This is a genomic window from Vibrio hyugaensis, from assembly GCF_002906655.1.
In the GTDB taxonomy this organism is placed as follows: domain Bacteria; phylum Pseudomonadota; class Gammaproteobacteria; order Enterobacterales; family Vibrionaceae; genus Vibrio; species Vibrio hyugaensis.
The window spans coordinates 290177-307936 of record NZ_CP025795.1 but is presented as its reverse complement, the minus strand read 5'-3'; the positions used below and the strand labels follow the sequence as shown (position 1 = coordinate 307936).

The 17760-nt window shown below is 46.9% G+C and carries 15 protein-coding genes; 11 read left to right on the top strand and 4 right to left on the bottom strand.

What is annotated here, in order from left to right; all coding sequences use genetic code 11:
* Positions 1–11: 11 nt before the first annotated feature.
* A complete protein-coding gene (locus tag C1S74_RS18625) occupies positions 12–1553 on the bottom strand; it encodes a sodium:solute symporter family protein (RefSeq protein WP_045396721.1) in 1542 nt (513 codons plus the stop codon).
* Between the two features lie 338 nt (positions 1554–1891).
* Here C1S74_RS18625 and C1S74_RS18620 point away from each other — a divergent pair, with 338 nt between their 5' ends.
* From C1S74_RS18620 to C1S74_RS18590, 7 genes are all read left to right on the top strand, one after another.
* Positions 1892–3187 carry an MFS transporter gene (locus C1S74_RS18620; protein WP_045396719.1) on the top strand — a complete coding sequence of 432 codons (1296 nt, stop codon included), beginning with the start codon at positions 1892–1894 and terminating at the stop codon, positions 3185–3187.
* A 101-nt stretch (positions 3188–3288) separates the two neighbouring features.
* On the top strand, positions 3289–4305 hold the full coding sequence (locus C1S74_RS18615) for a nuclear transport factor 2 family protein (protein ID WP_005374772.1): 1017 nt from the start codon (positions 3289–3291) through the stop codon (positions 4303–4305).
* Between the two features lie 177 nt (positions 4306–4482).
* On the top strand, positions 4483–5568 hold the full coding sequence (locus tag C1S74_RS18610; RefSeq protein WP_017634480.1) for a porin: 1086 nt from the start codon (positions 4483–4485) through the stop codon (positions 5566–5568).
* A 257-nt stretch (positions 5569–5825) separates the two neighbouring features.
* On the top strand, positions 5826–6833 hold the full coding sequence (locus tag C1S74_RS18605) for a LacI family DNA-binding transcriptional regulator (protein ID WP_045396718.1): 1008 nt from the start codon (positions 5826–5828) through the stop codon (positions 6831–6833).
* Positions 6834–7011: 178 nt separating this feature from the next.
* Positions 7012–7641 (top strand): recombinase family protein, encoded by a 630-nt coding sequence (locus C1S74_RS18600; RefSeq protein WP_045396716.1) that lies wholly within the window; start codon positions 7012–7014, stop codon positions 7639–7641.
* Entirely contained in the window at positions 7638–8822 is a 1185-nt protein-coding gene (locus C1S74_RS18595) for a multidrug effflux MFS transporter (RefSeq protein WP_045396714.1), read from the top strand. Before C1S74_RS18600 ends, C1S74_RS18595 begins: the two co-directional genes overlap by 4 nt.
* A 41-nt stretch (positions 8823–8863) precedes the next feature.
* Positions 8864–10018, top strand: coding sequence for a winged helix-turn-helix domain-containing protein (locus tag C1S74_RS18590; protein ID WP_045396711.1), 1155 nt, complete (start codon positions 8864–8866; stop codon positions 10016–10018).
* Between the two features lie 195 nt (positions 10019–10213).
* Here C1S74_RS18590 and C1S74_RS18585 read toward each other — a convergent pair whose 3' ends face one another.
* The 3 genes from C1S74_RS18585 to C1S74_RS18575 all read right to left on the bottom strand — a co-directional run bounded on the left by C1S74_RS18585 (position 10214) and on the right by C1S74_RS18575 (position 13861).
* On the bottom strand, positions 10214–10648 hold the full coding sequence (locus tag C1S74_RS18585; RefSeq protein WP_033004842.1) for an EamA family transporter: 435 nt from the start codon (positions 10646–10648) through the stop codon (positions 10214–10216).
* A 117-nt stretch (positions 10649–10765) separates the two neighbouring features.
* Entirely contained in the window at positions 10766–12784 is a 2019-nt protein-coding gene (locus tag C1S74_RS18580) for a TonB-dependent receptor domain-containing protein (RefSeq protein ID WP_045396708.1), read from the bottom strand.
* A gap of 135 nt (positions 12785–12919) precedes the next feature.
* Positions 12920–13861 (bottom strand): LysR family transcriptional regulator, encoded by a 942-nt coding sequence (locus tag C1S74_RS18575; RefSeq protein ID WP_045396706.1) that lies wholly within the window; start codon positions 13859–13861, stop codon positions 12920–12922.
* A gap of 203 nt (positions 13862–14064) precedes the next feature.
* Between C1S74_RS18575 and C1S74_RS18570 the strand changes: the two genes are divergently transcribed.
* From C1S74_RS18570 to C1S74_RS18555, 4 genes are all read left to right on the top strand, one after another.
* Positions 14065–14985 carry a siderophore ABC transporter substrate-binding protein gene (locus C1S74_RS18570; RefSeq protein WP_045396703.1) on the top strand — a complete coding sequence of 307 codons (921 nt, stop codon included), beginning with the start codon at positions 14065–14067 and terminating at the stop codon, positions 14983–14985.
* A 91-nt stretch (positions 14986–15076) separates the two neighbouring features.
* Positions 15077–16033, top strand: a complete 957-nt coding sequence (locus C1S74_RS18565) for an ABC transporter permease (protein WP_005429179.1) — start codon at positions 15077–15079, stop codon at positions 16031–16033.
* A complete protein-coding gene (locus tag C1S74_RS18560; protein ID WP_045396701.1) occupies positions 16026–16976 on the top strand; it encodes an iron chelate uptake ABC transporter family permease subunit in 951 nt (316 codons plus the stop codon). The genes C1S74_RS18565 and C1S74_RS18560 overlap by 8 nt, the downstream gene beginning before the upstream one ends.
* Before the next feature lie 11 nt (positions 16977–16987).
* Entirely contained in the window at positions 16988–17749 is a 762-nt protein-coding gene (locus tag C1S74_RS18555; protein WP_005449633.1) for an iron ABC transporter ATP-binding protein, read from the top strand.
* Positions 17750–17760: the final 11 nt, after the last annotated feature.

The window sequence follows — 17760 nt, the reverse complement described above, 5'->3', positions numbered from 1 at the left end:
AAACTTACCTATTACGACAATGCAGCATAAAGCCAATCAGGGAGAACCATACAAGCAGCGATGGTCGCCACGGCGAACACCAATAGCCCGTAATGGCTTGCGGTTGGCTTTGCAAAAAGATGTTTTTGATTATTGATAAAGATTTGTTGCTCGGCAGTCACGGAGCCCCAACGACGGCTCACTAACACACCAAACAAAAGAAAGATAAACGTACCGATTGGCGCAAACCACGGCCAAGCCACGTCGAGATACATTGCAGTAAACACCGCAATGACACTCATGATACTGCCGACTATCACGCCTTTCTCATTGGCTTTTTCCCAGAACAAACCAAGCACGAACGAACCTAAACGGATACCAACAAAAATAGACGTCAAACTTGCGATGGTTTTGAGTACCGATTCATTCGACACCGCCAGAAGCGCAGGCACAACCACCAGTGCAGCAGCAAGTAGACTCATCTTTCTTGCCACTTTCTCGTAGTGCTCGCCGTTTGCACTTTTGCGAACAAAGCGTTTGTAGATATCAAACGTGGCAACGGTTGCCATTGAATTGTATGTAGAGTCCAACGTGGACATCGCCGCTGCCGCAAGTGCCGAGATGACTAAACCCACGACGATTGGATTGGTATGATTGAATACGAAATCCAAAATCACTTCATTGCTGTTCTCAAACGATTGGTCTTGATAAAAGACGCTCAACAACACGCCAAGCACAGCAAAGAACAAGTAAATGAAAAAAGAGCCGTAACCACAAAGCAGCATCGATTTTTGTGCGGTCTTCTCACACTTCGTCGCCAGCGTACGTTGAATGATCAATTGGTTGGTGCCGTACACACTCAAATGCAAAAAGCTCACTGCGACCACGCCAGCCCAGAGTGTGGTATCCACGCCTAAATCAAAGTCTAAGTTGATGATATTCAGGTGATCACGAGAAAGGTAATCTGCCGCATTAATCTCTGTCATTAGAATGGCAAAGATAGCGATGCTGCCCGCAACCAATACTGCAGATTGCAACATATCGGTCCAGATAACCGTGGAAATCCCGCCCGCATAGGTATAGCAAGCGGTGAAAATACTAATGTAGATGATGGCTTCAGAAATACTAATGGGCAGAACTTGCACTAAGATCAGCGCCACGGCATACAAAATCACACCCGCAGAGATACATTGAACCACAATGAACACAATCGAGTTGATGGTTCTTGCATACACCCCAAAGCGGTGCTCAAGGTATTCATAAATCGAAGTCAGACCCAGCTTATAGAAGACAGGTACAAAGAAAATAACAGTGAAAAAGATAACGATGGGATAGTTAAGGTGAATACTCATCGCTTCCATGCCAGAGCTATAAACCCAACCAGGCATCCCTACAAACGTCATCGCACTAATGTAAGTCGCAAGTATCGAAACACCTGCCGTAAACCAGCCAAATTGCTTTCCACCCGTGGAAAAGTCGCCACCAACACTGTAGCGCTTATTCACTAAATAGCTGATTATTATGGTAATTGCTACATATAACGCAATCACCACAAAACTTGAGTACGTAACCATTTTAAGGTTTTCCTAATTCTGGGTAGCTAATTATTATGCCCAGATATTACTGTAAAAAGGCATTTTTAAACGACAATCCCACTGTAAGTGTGATTATTATCACCAATATAGGTGAAAATGTATTCAAAATCGCCAAAAGCGCCGATTAGTGAGATCCTTGTCACTAAAACCCACAAAATGGGTACGCATTCATTTTAAAATTGATTTTGATCACGGATCTAATAACCTTAAAAAAACTATGATTCACCCCGACACGAAATCGAAGATGATCCCAATAAGATCGTGTTCATTAAGTTTGAATAGCAACAAATCCTAAGTGAAATAGAGGTTTATCGGTCATGAATGCCAAAAGACACATGAGCGAAGTTCCTATGATTCAAAGGGTAGCTGCCTATCTAGCGATACTGGTTGGTTACTTTTTCTATTGTTATAACTTTGTAATTATTGACTACGTACGCCCATACATCGTTGAAGCGTATGATGGTATTAGCCTGTCAGACACTGCCCAGTTCTATACATGGCAGTCGGTTGGTGCACTCATCGGTGCATTAAGCTGTGCTTGGTTCGCAACAAAATTTGGTAAGAAATCCACTCTTATTACCATCACAGCCCTTAATGGTGGCGCAACTATCATCAATATGATGTTCACCGACTACGCAACATGGGCAGCAATGCGTTTCATCATTGGTTTGTCACTGGGTGGTTACTTCACCGTAGCAGTGAGCCTGATGATCGGCCTATTTACGCCAACGGTACGTGGTAAGTTGACGGCATTCGCGTCTTCTATGTTCTCTGTAGCACTGATGGTAATGGGTGCGTATGCAGCATTCATTGCAAGCATCGATGCACCATGGGAAAGCCTAATGCTTGTGGGTGGTATCCCACCATTGGCAGCGGCTGTCGTCATGATCTTTGTGCTACCTAGTGACAACAAAGTGATCGCTTACGGTGAAGAAGAGCAAGCAAAAGCTGAGGCATCAAATGCACCAGCGAAAAAAGGCTCTTGGGGCGAAATGCTAAGCAAACCTTACCGTAAGATCACATTAACGTGTCTATTGCTGGCTGGCCTGAACTTCTACGGTTTCCAATTCTTCGGTGGCTTCGTAACCACTTACCTACGTGATGTACGTATGTTCGACGGTGCAACCATCGGTCTCATCTTCTCTATCTCAGCGTTTGGTTCACTGTTTGGTGCGTGGTTCTGGGGTTGGGCGGCAGATAAATTCGGCCGTAAGGTGAACGCATTTGGTTTCATCCTAGCGGGCATCATGGTTTCAATCTTCTTCGTTGCCCCTGGCGACATGGTGATTGGCGGCCTAAACATGCTGGCTATCCTAGGTCTGATTTACAACTTCGGCCTGTCTTCTTCTGCGGTATGGGGAGGTTACTTCTCAGAACTGTTCCCTGCACACCTACGTAGCTACGGCGCAGCGCTATTCCACGGCGGTCGTATCATCGGTATGTGGGCACCAATGGTACTTATCTTCATCCAAGAGCGTACCGACCTACAAACCGCGATGTGGGGTTCACCAATCGTATGGATCCTTGCTGGTCTTCTATGGCTATCACTGCCAGAGACACTAAAAGGCGGCGTGTTCGATAAGAGCAAAAAAGCTGAAGCAGCAAAAGCGTAACTGAATTTCAAAAACTCCGGCTGGCTCCCCGGCCGGATGAAAAAACTTAATTTCGAGTCCTGTTCCCAAAGCCGACTCGACAGCAAATAAGAGAGTTTATTATGTCTAAATATCAAGAAGCGAAACGCGTTGTACGTGAATACTTCAGCGCAATGGAAAACGCAACTCACGAGAACGTTGCAGAAGTACTAAAAGCACACACTTCAGAAGATTACCTATGGCGTGGTGTTTACCCATTCCGTGAGCAACAAGGCGCTCAAGCAGCGGCTGACGTTTTCTGGGCTCCTTTGATGAAATCAATGACTCGCATGCAGCGTCGTCAAGACATCTTCATCGGTGGTGAGAACGAAGTAACATCGGGTGAAATCTGGGTAATGAGCATGGGTCACTTCATGGGTCTATTCGACGCTGAATACCTAGGTATGCGTCCAACTGGCAAGATCATGAACATCCGTTACGCAGAATTTAACTGTGTTGAAAACGGCAAGATCACTAAGACTGGCCTATTCCTAGACCTTCTAGGTGCGATGGACCAAGCGGGTTGTTACCCACTGCCACCATCAACAGGTAAGCACTTCGTATACCCTGGTCCTCGTAACCACGATGGTCTACTGTTCGAAGACGCAGCACCAGAAGAAGGCGTAGCAACATTAGCACTAGTGAACAAGATGGTTGATGACCTATCTGCACTGAACGACAGCGGCGCAATGGGTTGCCCACCAGAAGTTCTTGAGAAGAGCTGGTCTAAAGACATGATTTGGTACGGTCCATGTGGTATCGGTGCGTCTTACACAATTCCTCGTTACCAACAGCAGCACCAATTGCCGTTCCGTAACAACCTAAAAGACAAAAAGTTTAACGGCCACGTATGTCGCTTCGCTGAAGGTAACTTCTCTTGTTTCTTCGGCTGGCCAAACCTATCGAACACGCCAATCGGTGGTTTCCTAGGTATGACGGGCGGTGAAGTACGCGCAGACATGCAAGTGGTTGACGTTTACTACCGTGACGGCGACAAGCTATCTGAGAACTGGGTACTGATCGACCTTCCTTACTGGCTAAAACAGCAAGGTCTAGATGTGTTTGAGCGTACTCAACAGATCCTAAACCCTTCTCTATAAGAAGTCCTAGGGGCGGATTGTCAACCCGCCTTTATGTTGCCTGAATCCCCTCTCGGTTCAGGCGACATGCTCCCAACTCGTGCCTCAAGGATGGGGCACAACCTCAAGATAGAACCCTTATTCAAAACGGGCATGAACGCACGGTGGCTTTCTGCGCCCTGAATAATGAGATTGATGATGAAAAAGTCGACCCTTTCTGCAGTGATTTTAGCAGCGCTTACTTCTAGCTCAGCCTTTGCTGCACACACTTTTGTTAATGACGCTGGCGACAGCCTAACCATCGATGGCCGTTTCGATCTTCGCTACCAAGACCGTGGCGGTGATGACAACGGCGAATGGAACAGCGGCAGCTCACGTTTCGGTTTGAAAGGCCAAATGGGCCTAGATAACGGCTGGACTGGTTTCGGTCACGCGGAATGGGGCTACAACTCTGGCGCGAACGGCGACAACATTTACGACCGCTTGCTATACGCAGGTGTTGATCACGAAAAATACGGCAAGATTGCTGCGGGTACTAAGCAGTGGTCTACCTTCTACGACGTAGCATGGTACACCGATTTAGGTCGTGTATTCGGTACTCGTGGCTCAGGTGTTTACAACCTAGCTGACTGGGGTATCGCATCAGGTGCTGGTCGTGCTGAAAACTCAATTACGTACCGCAATTCAATCAATGAAAAAGTGAGCTACGGCTTTACTTACCAAACCACGCGTGAAGATGTTGCTCTAGCAAGCAATGCGACAGCCTCACTGAAAAACGGCATGGGTGCGTCGATCACTTACAAACCCGTTGATGGCGTAACACTTGGTGCGGCTTACCATCAAAATGAAGTAGCCGATCTAGACGCAAGCGTGGTTGGCGTAGAAAACGGCGACAACATGCGCATCATGCTATTGGGTGCGAACTACAGCAACGGTGGCTTTTACGCAGGTGCGACTTTCCACGTTGGCGAAAACTGGGAAGCGGTGAGCCAAGGCGGTACGGACGTGATGTTCGATACCCTAGGTGGCGAAATTTACACTTACTACCACTTCGACAACGGCCTACGCCCAACGTTGAACTACAACTACATGGAAGATCGTGGTGACGAGACGCAAGGTTACGAGCGTAACTTGCTGATTCCTGGTCTTGAATACCACTTCCAGAAGAACAAATTCCTAGTTTGGACTGAATACCAGTTCGACCTAGGTAAAGATCAGTACGATGGCAGCAAATTCGAAAATCGTGATGATCAATTCGCGGCAGGTATTCGCTACTACTTCTGATAGCCACGAGATAAGTTATTCCGGTTACGTAACTTATTCGATTTAGTGGAAATGGGAAATAAGAGCAAGCCTTACCTTTTTTGGGTAGGGCTTTTTTCATATCCAAAACATGAGTTGCAATTTGGGTACGACCCAAACCGCCTTGGAAAATACAATCTAACCCTTTATTTACCTAAATCTTGCCGATTTCTCTTTATGACTACGTACCTATTTGTGTTAACCTAGTCACAGTTAAACTGACTTATGAATCAACTCACATGAATCCTGCAAAACAAACCGTAACATCGAAGGACGTTGCCAAACTGGCTGGCGTTTCTCAATCTACTGTATCGCGTGTGTTTGTTCCGGGCAGCTCAGTGTCAGAAAAGACCAAGCAAAAGGTCTTCGAAGCCGCGAAAGCCCTAAACTACCGTCCAAATGCTTTTGCACGTAGCTTGACCACCAACGAATCTAAGTTGATCGGTTTGGTATTCCCAGATGCGGACTACCCTATCCACATGAAAACACTTCAATTGATTTCAAGTGAATTGCAGAAGCAAGGCTACTCAGCGGTGTTGATTCCATGGCAAGTGGATGATGAAGACAACCACTCAATCCCGAACATCTTCCAATACCGCGTAGATGGTGTCATTGCCGCTTCAGCTACCTTCAACAAATCACTGTATGAAGAGTGTGAAGAGTTCAATATCCCTATCGTTCAGTATGCACGCGTCGTAGAAGGCACTAAGAGCAGTTACGTTATCAGTGACAACTACGAAGCTGGCCAACAAGCGGCACAACTGCTGCACGAAAGTGGGGTGAAAAACGCGGTTTATCTGACAGGTGAAGTCCCAACCTTTACCAATGACGAGCGCCAAAGTGGCTTCTGCTCGGAGTTTGAAGATCTAACAGGTAAAACGCCGCGCATCATTGAAGCGAGCTACGACTACGCAAGCTCACTGGATAAAGTACGTGCCATGCTGGCCGATAAGAATCGTCCAGAAGCGGTGTTTTGTGCGACCGATAACCTTGCGATGGCGGTCATGGATGTTGCGCGTCTCGAGTGTGGTATCCGTATCCCTCAAGATCTGAAAGTCATCGGCTTCGACAACATCCCACAAACGGAATGGTTGAGCTACCAACTGACCACTTTCCGCCAAGACTTCCGTCGTCTAGCGCGTGAATGTGTGAAAATTATCGTTGATCAAATCAACAATAAAAACAGCAGCTTGGTGAAGATGATGGTACCAGTCAAATTGATAGAGCGCAGCACAACCAAAGCCTAGTTCCAGAGAAGCCAACCCAAGCGGTTGGCTTTTTTATTTCCTCATTTCTTCTGTCTCTTGCTTCTACCTCTAAGATTTCGAACCAATGGTTCATTTGGTGTTGTGGTTACTAATAAACCTCTGTATATTTATGGACCATTACAGTATATGACCCAATTTCAAGAGACGCATTGCACCCATGGCTACCTTTCTATATACGCGGCACTCCCCTAAAAACCGAGCTTACCCCGAGCAGCTCAACGCTTTGAAAGCCTTTGCTCCTGAAGCAATCCACCTTGAGGACAAGGTACGCGGCTGCACGCCACCAGCCGAGCGACAAGCCTTTCAACAACTCTTAAGTACCGTGCAATCTGGCGACACCGTTGTACTTTGGTGGCTAACCGCCTTTGGTCGAGACTTCAGCCAAGCCTTAAGCACGATTCAAACTCTCCTTAACAAAGGCGCCACCCTAAAAACCGTTTGTGAGCCACTAACCTTTGAACCAGATTCCGTACAAACACAAACCTTGCTTTCGCTGCTTTCAGGCTACGGACACGTGCAAACTCAACATCGCTTGTTTGCTGCAGAACAAGGCCGCAAAGCACTAAAAGACGACCCACAGATGTGGAAGCAGAAATTCAGAGGTCGTCCAGCAGACAAAGCGAAGCATCAACACATTGCGACTTTGCTTCTGGAAGGCAATACGCTACAAAACGTCGCAGAACAATGCGAAGTCAGCCTATCGACGGTCAAACGTGTGAAAGCCAAATTGAATGAATTTGATGAGGAAGGAAGCCTGCGCCGCCGTGGCGATGGTGAAAAATCATGAGTCGACCAATTGAATTTAAAACCATCTTGCTGGCATGTCTTATCATCAGTGTTGGTCAGCTCAGCATGGGCTTGGTGTTCCCATCTCTTCCTTGGATCGCGAAAGATTTCGATATTTCCCTCGACCAAGCTCAGCTGTTAGTCAGTGTTTACTTACTTGGTTTTGGTCCGTCTCAGTTTATCTATGGCCCGGTATCCGATGCATTGGGCCGCAAAAAGGTGCTGCTGGCTGGCTTGTTGATTGCCATGCTCGGCCTGTTGATGATCATCTTCCTAAGCCACACTTTCACTGGCATGGTAGCAGGCCGTTTTCTGCAAGGTTTAGGCACAGGCTGTTGCGCGGTGTTAGCCCGAGCCTCAACTCGTGATCGTTTCAATGGTCCTGAACTCCCGGTCGCTTTGTCCTACATTGCGATGGCTGTCTCTATCACACCCTTGGTCGCTCCTGTCATTGGTGGCTTCATTAACGCCCACTTCGGCTGGACCATGGTGTTTATCTCGCTGTTGGGTTACGTATTGTTTGCTTGGACTGTGATCGTATTTCGCTTCCAAGAAACCATCACACAAACCTCAGCCTTGCCATCACCGAAAAAGATGCTGCTGCAATATCGTGATCTGCTGACTTCTCGTTACTTTATGAGCTTTGCCAGTATTGGTTGGCTTAACTTCAGCTTGATGATCACGACCGTTTCGGTGATGCCTTTTATCATGCAAAACCAAATCGGCATGACATCCGATCAATACGCAATGTGGGCACTGATTCCGGCGTTCGGCATGATTTGCGGCACCAGTATCTGTAACCGTGTGCGCCCAATCATCGGCACGAAGAAGATGCTATTGGTCACGCCAATCCTGCACGTAAGTTCCGCAGCGTGGCTGTTCTTCTGTCCTGTTGAGCCGCTGTACTTAATGCTAGGCCAACTGCTGATGATTTTAGGCAATGCTATCGCTCTACCTTGTGCTCAAGCTATGGTAATGCAACCCTATAAGAAACAAGCAGGTGCAGCTGCGGCGATGTCGGGTGGTGGCCAAATGGTGGTGTCATCGATTGTAAGTATGGCATTGGTGCAGCTCGGATTAAGCCAAGCGTGGCATCTGTCATTAGTGATTGTGGTCTTTGCGACCATTACACTGACCAACGTTCTGCGAGGCTTTGCCACTAAGCAACCTTCCGAGCAATAGCTCCTGGGCAATAGAAAGTAACAAGGAAGACAAATAACGACATGAAATCACTCAATCTTGCTCAAGCACAAAAATTGGCTCTGCTCTCTCAAGGATTGCCGCTAGCAAGCAACAAAGGCAGCGCCAAAGCAAAGACCTTAGCCGCCTTTGAGCAACTGGGCTATGTGCAAATTGATACGATTTCTGTCGTTCAGCGCGCTCACCATCATACTTTGTGGAGTCGAAACCCAAGCTACCAGCTTGAGCACCTAGACCAACTGGTAGCAGAAAAGAAAGTCTTCGAATATTGGTCTCATGCGGCGGCGTATTTACCTATGTCGCAATACCGTCATAGCTTACCTCGCAAAGCGGCGATCAAATCCGATCAGCAAAAGCATTGGTACAAAAAAGACCACGACTTGATGGCGTCTATCTTGAAGAGAATTGAGCAAGAAGGCCCATTGATGGCAAAGGACTTCGAATCTGCCAACCATAAGACCGATGGTTGGAATACTAAGCCAACCAAACGCGCCCTAGAGAACTTATTCATGCAAGGCGATTTGATGATTAGCGAACGTCGCAGCTTCCAGAAAGTGTATGACCTAACCTCACATGTTCTGCCTCAAGACGTTGATACATCGATGCCAACCGAGCAAGAACACGCGCGATTCTTAGTCCTCAACTATCTTAAATCTCATGGGTTCGGCACTTTGCCTGAAATGGTTTACCTACTGAAAGGGGTTAAGAAGCCAGTACAACAAGCTCTGTCCGAATTGGTCGATTTGGGTGAGATAGAAGCCATTAGCATCAACAATTCAGCTTACTATGCCTGTAGCGATACGCTGAACTTGCTCGACAAACGGCTCAACCGAAAACGCGCCAAAATCCTTTCCCCATTTGATAACCTGCTTATCCAACGAAAACGCGCCAGCGCAATTTTCAACTTTGATTACTTGTTAGAGTGTTATGTTCCAGAGCCAAAACGCCAGTTCGGTTACTTTTGTCTGCCAATATTGTGGGATGGGAAACTGGTCGCGCGCGCCGACTGCAAAGTGGATAAAACCAGTTCAACGCTGAACGTTCTTAACCTAGTTACCGAGCCTTCGCTCAAAGACAGAGAGGCGTTTTTCGTCGCTTTAGAAGAGGAACTACATGCTTTCGCACAGTTTAATCAGTGCCAAACGTTTGTGATTCAGAAAGTGGGTCAAAGAACGTAATGAAAGGAACTGTGTGGTATTTGAGGTTATTCTAGCGAGCCATAGTGAGGCGAAGAATCGAGTATCCAGAATATATTAGCAAATTGCTGAGAAACCAAACTGTTCTCATGAAGCCCATGTACTCTACATATCGATTCTGAATTACATCCGTCTCTCGCTATTCAAAGAGACGAGATACTTAGGTGATAGTGACCTTTAAGAACTTTGTAGGCTTACCAAAATCACGCCAACGGTGATCAAACCAATCCCCATCCAGTTGACCATGCTGAGCTTTTCTCCCAGTAAAACCACACTGAATATGGCCACCAGCACCACGCTTAGTTTGTCGATCGGTGCAACTTGAGAAGCTTGCCCCAATGACATCGCGCGGAAGTAACACAGCCACGATGCACCTGTCGCTAAACCCGATAGCACCAAGAACACCATGCCTTTGGTCGAGATCTCTCCAATAGCACTGAACTGCTTGGTCGCGTAAGCAATCAAACCAACCAAAACAAGAATCACGCAGGTACGAATAAAGGTCGCCAAGTCTGAGTTGATGTTCGCCACACCAAGTTTGGTCAACACTGCGGTCATCGCCGCAAATACCGCCGACATGAGCGCCCAAAATAACCAAGAAGTTTGAAGCATTGTCTTTTCCTATTCATCCCTAAAAGCAAAAAAGGCGTTACAGAGTGTACTGCAACGCCATGTCTTGCTTCGATTAAATTCGACTTAAATCCAATCGAATCAGTCTGTAATTAGAGCTTAAAAGTCTGCTGTCATACCAACGTAGTAAGTACGTGGCGCTTCAACATAGCCGATGTTTTCTAGCTCTCTTGATACGCTTTCATCGGTTAGGTTGGTGATACCCGCACGAATACGTAGTCCATCATTCACATGGTAAACCGTACCTAAGTCCATCGTGGTGTAAGCGTCTTGCGTTAACTGAGAATCAATCTTACGGTCACCACGGTAGCGTGCGCTCGCAAACAGGTTCAAATCTTGGGTTGGGTACCAGTTTAGGCGAGCAAATGCAGAGTGCTTGTAACGCTCGTTCAGCTCTTCACCGGTCGACTTATCTTCGGTGTCTAAGTAAGTGTAGTTACCAGACATCGCCCATTGCTCATTGAACTGAATGCTACCGGTTAGCTCCACACCTTGAATAACGGCTTTCGATACGTTTTGGTAAGACTTGTACGGGTTAGACAGTTCACGATCGATTGGGTCGCCGTTGTCATCAATACAACTCATCACCGCGCTCGACCACGTACCGACTTCACAGAAGATGTCCGTCTGTTCGATTAGGTTTTCGATTTCGTTACGGAATACCGCGCCTTCTAAGTTCCAGTTACGACCGCTGTATAGCGCCGAGAACTCATAGTTCACGCTGGTTTCTGCTTCCAGATCTTCGTTACCTACGATGTTACAGTTACCTTTACAGCTGCTCATCGAGAAGTCTGGGTGGTTTTGCGTCATGGTTGGTGCTTTAAACGCTTTACCCACGCCACCTTTCAGTACCAAGTCGTCCGTTGTTTGGTGTACTAGGTACACACGCGGGCTGAACTCTTCACCGTAGTGCTCGTGCTTATCTAAACGACCACCAATCGTCGCCATTAGCGTATCGGTCATTTCCCATTGGTCTTGGATAAATACCGCACCTTGGTAAGCTTCTGCTTTGTTACCCACGATGTGCTCTGGGTTGGTTAGCTCACTAGTTTGGTAGTCCACACCAAACGTCACAGTGTGGCTTTCACCTAGGTAAGTCGTTGCTGATGCTTCAAAAATTTGTGTTAGTTCTTCAATTGAATCAGCACCATCATTTGCCGCTTCAATGTTCTCTACGTTTTCACGTGAGTAACGAACTTGTGTATCACCCCAAGACCAAAAACCGGTGTGCGATAGCGCTTGGCTGTTACGTTTAACGCGAGACTCCGAGAACAGAACCGTAGTGCCACTTTCTGCTGCGGTATCACGCTCGTCGTCACTGTAACCAAGGTCAAGATCGATAAATTGATTGTCCGCCAAATGCCATGAAAGTGTACCGAACATCGCTAAACTATCGCGATCTTCAAGTGCAGTAACCTCTTCACGATCAATGCCGCCTTTCTCGCCAGAGTATGGCTGCCACGCGTTGCGACTCGTTTGAGAAACAGAGAAACGAGCAAATAGTGTGTCTTCAATCAGAGCGCCAGACGTGGTTAGACCCACTGTGTATTCTTGACCACCATTGCCATCATTTGGCGTCGTGTTGTCTAAGCTAAGCTGGGAGCTCCAATCGTTGCTTGGTGACTTAGTGATGATGTTGATCGTACCGCCCATACCGTCAGAACCGTAAAGCGCCGACATAGGACCACGGATGATCTCTACTCGCTCAATTGAATCCATTGGGATCGCAGAAAGATCGAAGTCGTTACCACGTACGATCGCACTTGCCGAACTCATACGACGGCCATTTACCATGATCAGTGTGTATTTCGAATCCATACCACGAATCGAGATTTGCTGACGACCTGCACGTGTGCTGTCGAAGTCTGACTCCACGCTGGTTGCGTTAGACACGATGTCTGCCAGCGTGATGCCTGGATCGTTTTCGATGTCTTCAGCGGTGATCACCGACATAGAAGCTGGAGCGTCTTTCAGCTCCATCTGGGTACGGGTTGCTGTTACAACAAGCTGCTCATCGGTTTCGATTGGCGTTGTATCAGCAAAGACGGAAAAAGAGGTACATAGCGCACCGATCACCACTGCTAATGGTTTTGGCGCAAACGGAGTCGTCTTCGACATGGTAAAAACCTATAAATTTTAATGGAACTTATAATGATAATGGTTCGCATTAAATAGCCTTTATTTGACGAAGACAAGCAACCGAGCATTTGTAGGATTAATTACCACTATGTCGAAAATGAATAATAATATTCTTTACCATTCAGACTCAGTTGAGCCATATATTTCCTTGAACAATGACTTAACCCAGTTACACATCGGGTCGTTATGATAGCGCTTATGCCAGTACAAATAGACCGATTCACTGTCCATTCGAATCGCTTTTGGTACAGTTTTGGTGATCAATTTTCTGCCCTGACAAGCGTCTTGTGCAAACGGCGTTGGTAAGTGGAAAATCACATCCGTTTGCTCGGCAATCGCTGGCGCAGCATTAAAGTTTGAAAGCTGAACAGGAATCGATAATTGGCGTTTTTTATCCACCACGCCAAGCTCAACAAAACGATGATAAATCGACAGTGTTTTGCCACCTTGAAGTGAGATCTGACCGAAGTTGCAATCGAGCAGCATCTCCACCGTCAGTTCCTCAACATGGGCAAGTGGATGGGTTTCGCTCATCAAGAATCGGTAGTCGCGATTGGCAATTTTCATGCGGTACAAATTCTGCTCAGAGCTAGGTGGCTCAGCGGTTGAGAGCACAAAATGCACATCCCCTGCGATCAGTGCATCGAAATGGCGTTTCGGGATGGAATCGATATCGACAATCATGTTCGGCGCTTCTTCACGGATACGCGAAACAATCGGTGGCAGTAAGAAAATCACCTGCGGAACCAAGCCGTAGAAACGGATCGTACCGTTGCTCTTTTCTGGCACAAATGACTGGCCGTACATCAGCTTTTCTAGCCCGGTTAGAACGGTGTTCAAATCTTGCTTGATCACTTCGGCTTTTGGGGTCAATTCATAGCCGTGTGCAGTACGTACTAACAGCTCATCGTTGAACAAGTTTCTGAGTTTCTGTAAAGAGCGGCTCACCGATGGTTGACTCATATTGAGCGATACCGCGGTGTTGGAAACATGCTTCTCTTCAAGTAGGTGTTTGAGAATAAACAATAAGTTCAAGTCGACTTGAGCTAAATTCATTTTTTGAATACTCACTATTCCGCTAATTCTGTTGCTGCATATAGACTATCTGCTAATGTGTCTGCAATCAATAATCATTCTTATTTGATTTTAATCAAATAAGTTATACCGCTTTACGACTAATCTCGCGCTCTATTTTTTTAAAGCATTATTTGTTTTTAAGGCACTCTTGCGAGATTGCATCGCACCTTTTGGAAATCATTATGTTTGGTAAAACTTCTCTTCGCGTAGCAACGGGAGCTTTGCTGCTTGCATTGGCTCCTATGGGGGCAATGGCTAAAACCTACCAACACAGCTTGGGCACAGTAGACATTGATGGCGTACCACAACGCGTCGTTGTATTGGGCTACGGCAGTTTAGACTACATTGATGCTTTGGGCGTCACACCCGTCGGCATGCCAAAGACGCTACTGCCAAAGTCACTAGAAAAATTCCAAATCGACTCGTTCGCAAATACGGGTAGCGTGAAAGAAGTGAACTTCGAGACGCTGTTTATGCTCAAGCCAGACTTAATCATCGCAGAAGGTCGCATGGCAGATATCTACAAAGATCTGAGCGACATCGCGCCAACTTACATGTTCCGTATCGACACCACCGACTACTGGAAAACAACCCAAGAACACTGGCGCACGCTGGGTGACATCTTCGACAAAGAAGAGCACGCAGAGCAGTTGATTGAAGGCGTTCAAGAGCAAATTAATCACCTTCACGCAAAAGTAGAAGCTCAACCACCACGCACACTGACCGTCTCAAACAGCGGTAACAGCTTGGCGATGTTTGGCACCAACAGCCGTTTCTCATTCGTGTATGAAGAAGCAGGTTTTGCAACTTCGACTTCTGAGAACGTGAAATCAGTACCACGCACCCACGGTAACTTGATTTCATTCGAATACATCGCTGATGCGCAACCTGAAGTACTGCTTATCCTTGACCGCGAACAAGCGATCGGTCAGAGCAGTGGTAAAGCAAAACAGCTGTTCGACAACGATCTTGTGAAGTCCACACCAGCAGCGAAAAACAACCGCGTGCTGTTTATGGACCCAGCGGCTTGGTACTTAACCGCAGGTGGCTACCAATCGACGCAAACCATGATTAAAGAGTTGAACCAAGTCATTGCTAACTAACAGATTCGGTTCAATCTCACTCTAATCGATGACCTTTCCCGCTTCACGGTGCGAAAGGTCATTGTTGTTTTTATCACCCTATAAATACACCATGAAATTACATCATATCTTGGCTTTTTTATTGCTCGTTGTACTCGCCTGCGCCTCTTTGCTGGTTGGGGTGGCGAACGTTTCTCTCTCGCAGATTTTGGCCGGTGACAGCCACAGTTTGAACATCTTGTTGGTTAGCCGATTACCCCGCTTGTTGGCCATCGTCTTAGCTGGTGCAGGCTTAAGTATTGCTGGTTTGATCATGCAGCAGATCGTGCAAAACCGCTTTGCAGCCCCATCTACTACGGGTACGGTCGATTGGGCAATGTTCGGCTACATCGTCGCGCTGATTCTGTTTGCAGACATGAGCAGTTGGGTACACCTGATCACCATCTTCGCTTTCTCTGTGATTGGTACGGTGATCTTCGTGCGCTTCTTACAACGTTTGAAGTTTAAGAACACCGTGCTCGTCCCGCTGATAGGCATCATGTATGGCAACGTAGTTTCTTCCATGACCACCTTTATTGCCTACAAATACGACCTAGTACAGACCCTTGGTTCTTGGACGGTGGCTAACTTTGCATCGGTATTGCGTGGTAACTACGAATTCTTGTACCTTGCGCTCCCTGTCTCGGTTCTGGCTTACGCTTATGCCAACCGCTTTAGTGCGGCGAGCGTGGGTGAGAGTTTCGCGAAAAACATTGGTTTGAACTACCAGCGCATTGTTTTGGTCGGTGTCATCCTTGTGGCTGTGCTGTCGTCATCGGTGGTGATGATCGTTGGCATGATTCCGTTTCTCGGACTTATCGTGCCAAACCTTGTGTCGCTGTTCATTGGTGACAACATGCGTCGCAACTTGCCTTGGACCGCATACGCAGGCGTGATTTTGGTGCTTACTTGCGACATCCTCGGTCGTCTCATCATCTTCCCTTACGAGATTCCAATTTCGATGATCATCAGCATCTTGGGTGGCTCAATCTTCATTTACCTAGTTCTGAGAGACAAATCGAATGCGTGATTCTATGAAAGTAACGCTGCTGGCAATCGCGGCAGTTTTGATTTGTGCGGTGTTCATCGGCAAAGGCTTAACGCCAGATAACTACCAGTTCTTCTTGTCACGTCGCATCCCGAAAGTGCTGGCGATTGTCTTGGCAGCGATGGCGATTGCGTCGTCGTCACTGATTTTCCAGACCATCACCAACAACCGAATCCTCACCCCTTCAATTCTGGGTTTTGATTCCATGTACGTGATGATTCAAGTGCTGCTCGTAGTAATGTTTGGCGGCTTGAGTGCTTTAGTCATCAACAGCAAACTCAACTTCGTGTTGTCGACTGGCATCATGATTGTGTGTGCAATGACTTTGTTCAGCTTCTACTTCCGTGGTCGTCAGCGCAATATCTTCACCCTTTTGTTGATTGGTATCGTGCTGAGCAGCTTGTTCAACAGTGTCACTGGTTTCTTCACCATGATCACCGACCCAGATGAGTTCACTTTCATCCAAAGTTCAATGTTCGCGAGCTTTAACAACATCAACAGTGAGTTGGTGTACTGGTGTGCGGTTCCGATGCTGCTGTGTGGTGCGTACCTAATGCGTATTGCCCACAAATTGGACGTGATGTGGCTTGGCGTCGACAACGCGAAAAGCCTAGGTGTGGATACCCATAAACTGACCATGCAAGTCATGTTCATCATCACTTTGATGGTGTCTATCTCGACCGCATTGATTGGTCCAATTCTGTTCTTTGGCTTGATTGTTGTGGCTCTGGCTCGCCAAATCTTCACTGGCTACCAGCATCGCTTATTGATTGTCGCGAGCTCAGTACTGTCAGTTGTACTGCTGTCCGGCGGTCAATGGGTGGTAGAAAATCTGTTCGATTTCGACACCACCATCAGCGTTATCATCAACTTTATCGGCGGCGGCTACTTCTTGCTTCTGCTTATGAAAAACAAATTCGATTAAGGGTTTATCGCATGATCCGTATTCAAGGTCTTAGCAAAAAATACAACGAAAAATACGTGGTAAAAAACGCCGATGCCCTTTTTCCACTGGGCAAAGTAACCAGCATTATTGGCCCTAACGGTGCGGGTAAAAGTACCCTGCTGTCTATGGCAAGCCGACTAACAGAAAGCGATGCTGGTAGCGTCGTAATTGGTGATAAGCCGCTTGACCAATGGAACACCGAAGACTTGGCAAAGCGCCTATCAGTGCTGCGCCAATCAAACAACATCAACATGCGCTTTACGGTGCGTGATTTAGTGGCGTTTGGTCGCTTCCCGTACTCGCAAGGTCGTCTGACAGAAGAAGATCACCGCATCATTGATGAATCGATGCAACATCTGGAAATCGACCATTTGAAAGATCGCTTTATCGACCAACTGTCGGGCGGTCAACGTCAAATGGCGTTTATTGCTATGGTGGTGGCGCAAGATACCGACTATATATTCTTGGATGAACCGCTGAATAACCTCGACATCAAACACTCCGTCGACATCATGAGTACGCTTCGCAAGCTAGCGGAGATGAAGAACAAAGCCGTAGTAATCGTAATTCACGACATCAACTTCGCGTCTTGTTATTCCGACCACATCGTGGCGATGAAACTTGGTGAAGTCATCAAAGCGGGCTTGGTTGAAGAAGTGATTGATGCCGAAGTGCTGAGCGATATTTACGAGATTCCATTTATAGTCCAAGAAATTAATGGCAACCGTATTTCTTTGTACTACCGACGCTAGAGAAAACCCCA

Bases quoted from the DNA above. Each gene is read 5' to 3' on its own strand.
- C1S74_RS18625 (WP_045396721.1), bottom strand. From the start codon at position 1,553: ATGGTTACGTACTCAAGTTTTGTGGTGATTGCGTTATATGTAGCAATT.
- C1S74_RS18620 (WP_045396719.1), top strand. From the start codon at position 1,892: ATGAATGCCAAAAGACACATGAGCGAAGTTCCTATGATTCAAAGGGTA.
- C1S74_RS18615 (WP_005374772.1), top strand. From the start codon at position 3,289: ATGTCTAAATATCAAGAAGCGAAACGCGTTGTACGTGAATACTTCAGC.
- C1S74_RS18610 (WP_017634480.1), top strand. From the start codon at position 4,483: ATGAAAAAGTCGACCCTTTCTGCAGTGATTTTAGCAGCGCTTACTTCT.
- C1S74_RS18605 (WP_045396718.1), top strand. From the start codon at position 5,826: ATGAATCCTGCAAAACAAACCGTAACATCGAAGGACGTTGCCAAACTG.
- C1S74_RS18600 (WP_045396716.1), top strand. From the start codon at position 7,012: ATGGCTACCTTTCTATATACGCGGCACTCCCCTAAAAACCGAGCTTAC.
- C1S74_RS18595 (WP_045396714.1), top strand. From the start codon at position 7,638: ATGAGTCGACCAATTGAATTTAAAACCATCTTGCTGGCATGTCTTATC.
- C1S74_RS18590 (WP_045396711.1), top strand. From the start codon at position 8,864: ATGAAATCACTCAATCTTGCTCAAGCACAAAAATTGGCTCTGCTCTCT.
- C1S74_RS18585 (WP_033004842.1), bottom strand. From the start codon at position 10,648: ATGCTTCAAACTTCTTGGTTATTTTGGGCGCTCATGTCGGCGGTATTT.
- C1S74_RS18580 (WP_045396708.1), bottom strand. From the start codon at position 12,784: ATGTCGAAGACGACTCCGTTTGCGCCAAAACCATTAGCAGTGGTGATC.
- C1S74_RS18575 (WP_045396706.1), bottom strand. From the start codon at position 13,861: ATGAATTTAGCTCAAGTCGACTTGAACTTATTGTTTATTCTCAAACAC.
- C1S74_RS18570 (WP_045396703.1), top strand. From the start codon at position 14,065: ATGTTTGGTAAAACTTCTCTTCGCGTAGCAACGGGAGCTTTGCTGCTT.
- C1S74_RS18565 (WP_005429179.1), top strand. From the start codon at position 15,077: ATGAAATTACATCATATCTTGGCTTTTTTATTGCTCGTTGTACTCGCC.
- C1S74_RS18560 (WP_045396701.1), top strand. From the start codon at position 16,026: ATGCGTGATTCTATGAAAGTAACGCTGCTGGCAATCGCGGCAGTTTTG.
- C1S74_RS18555 (WP_005449633.1), top strand. From the start codon at position 16,988: ATGATCCGTATTCAAGGTCTTAGCAAAAAATACAACGAAAAATACGTG.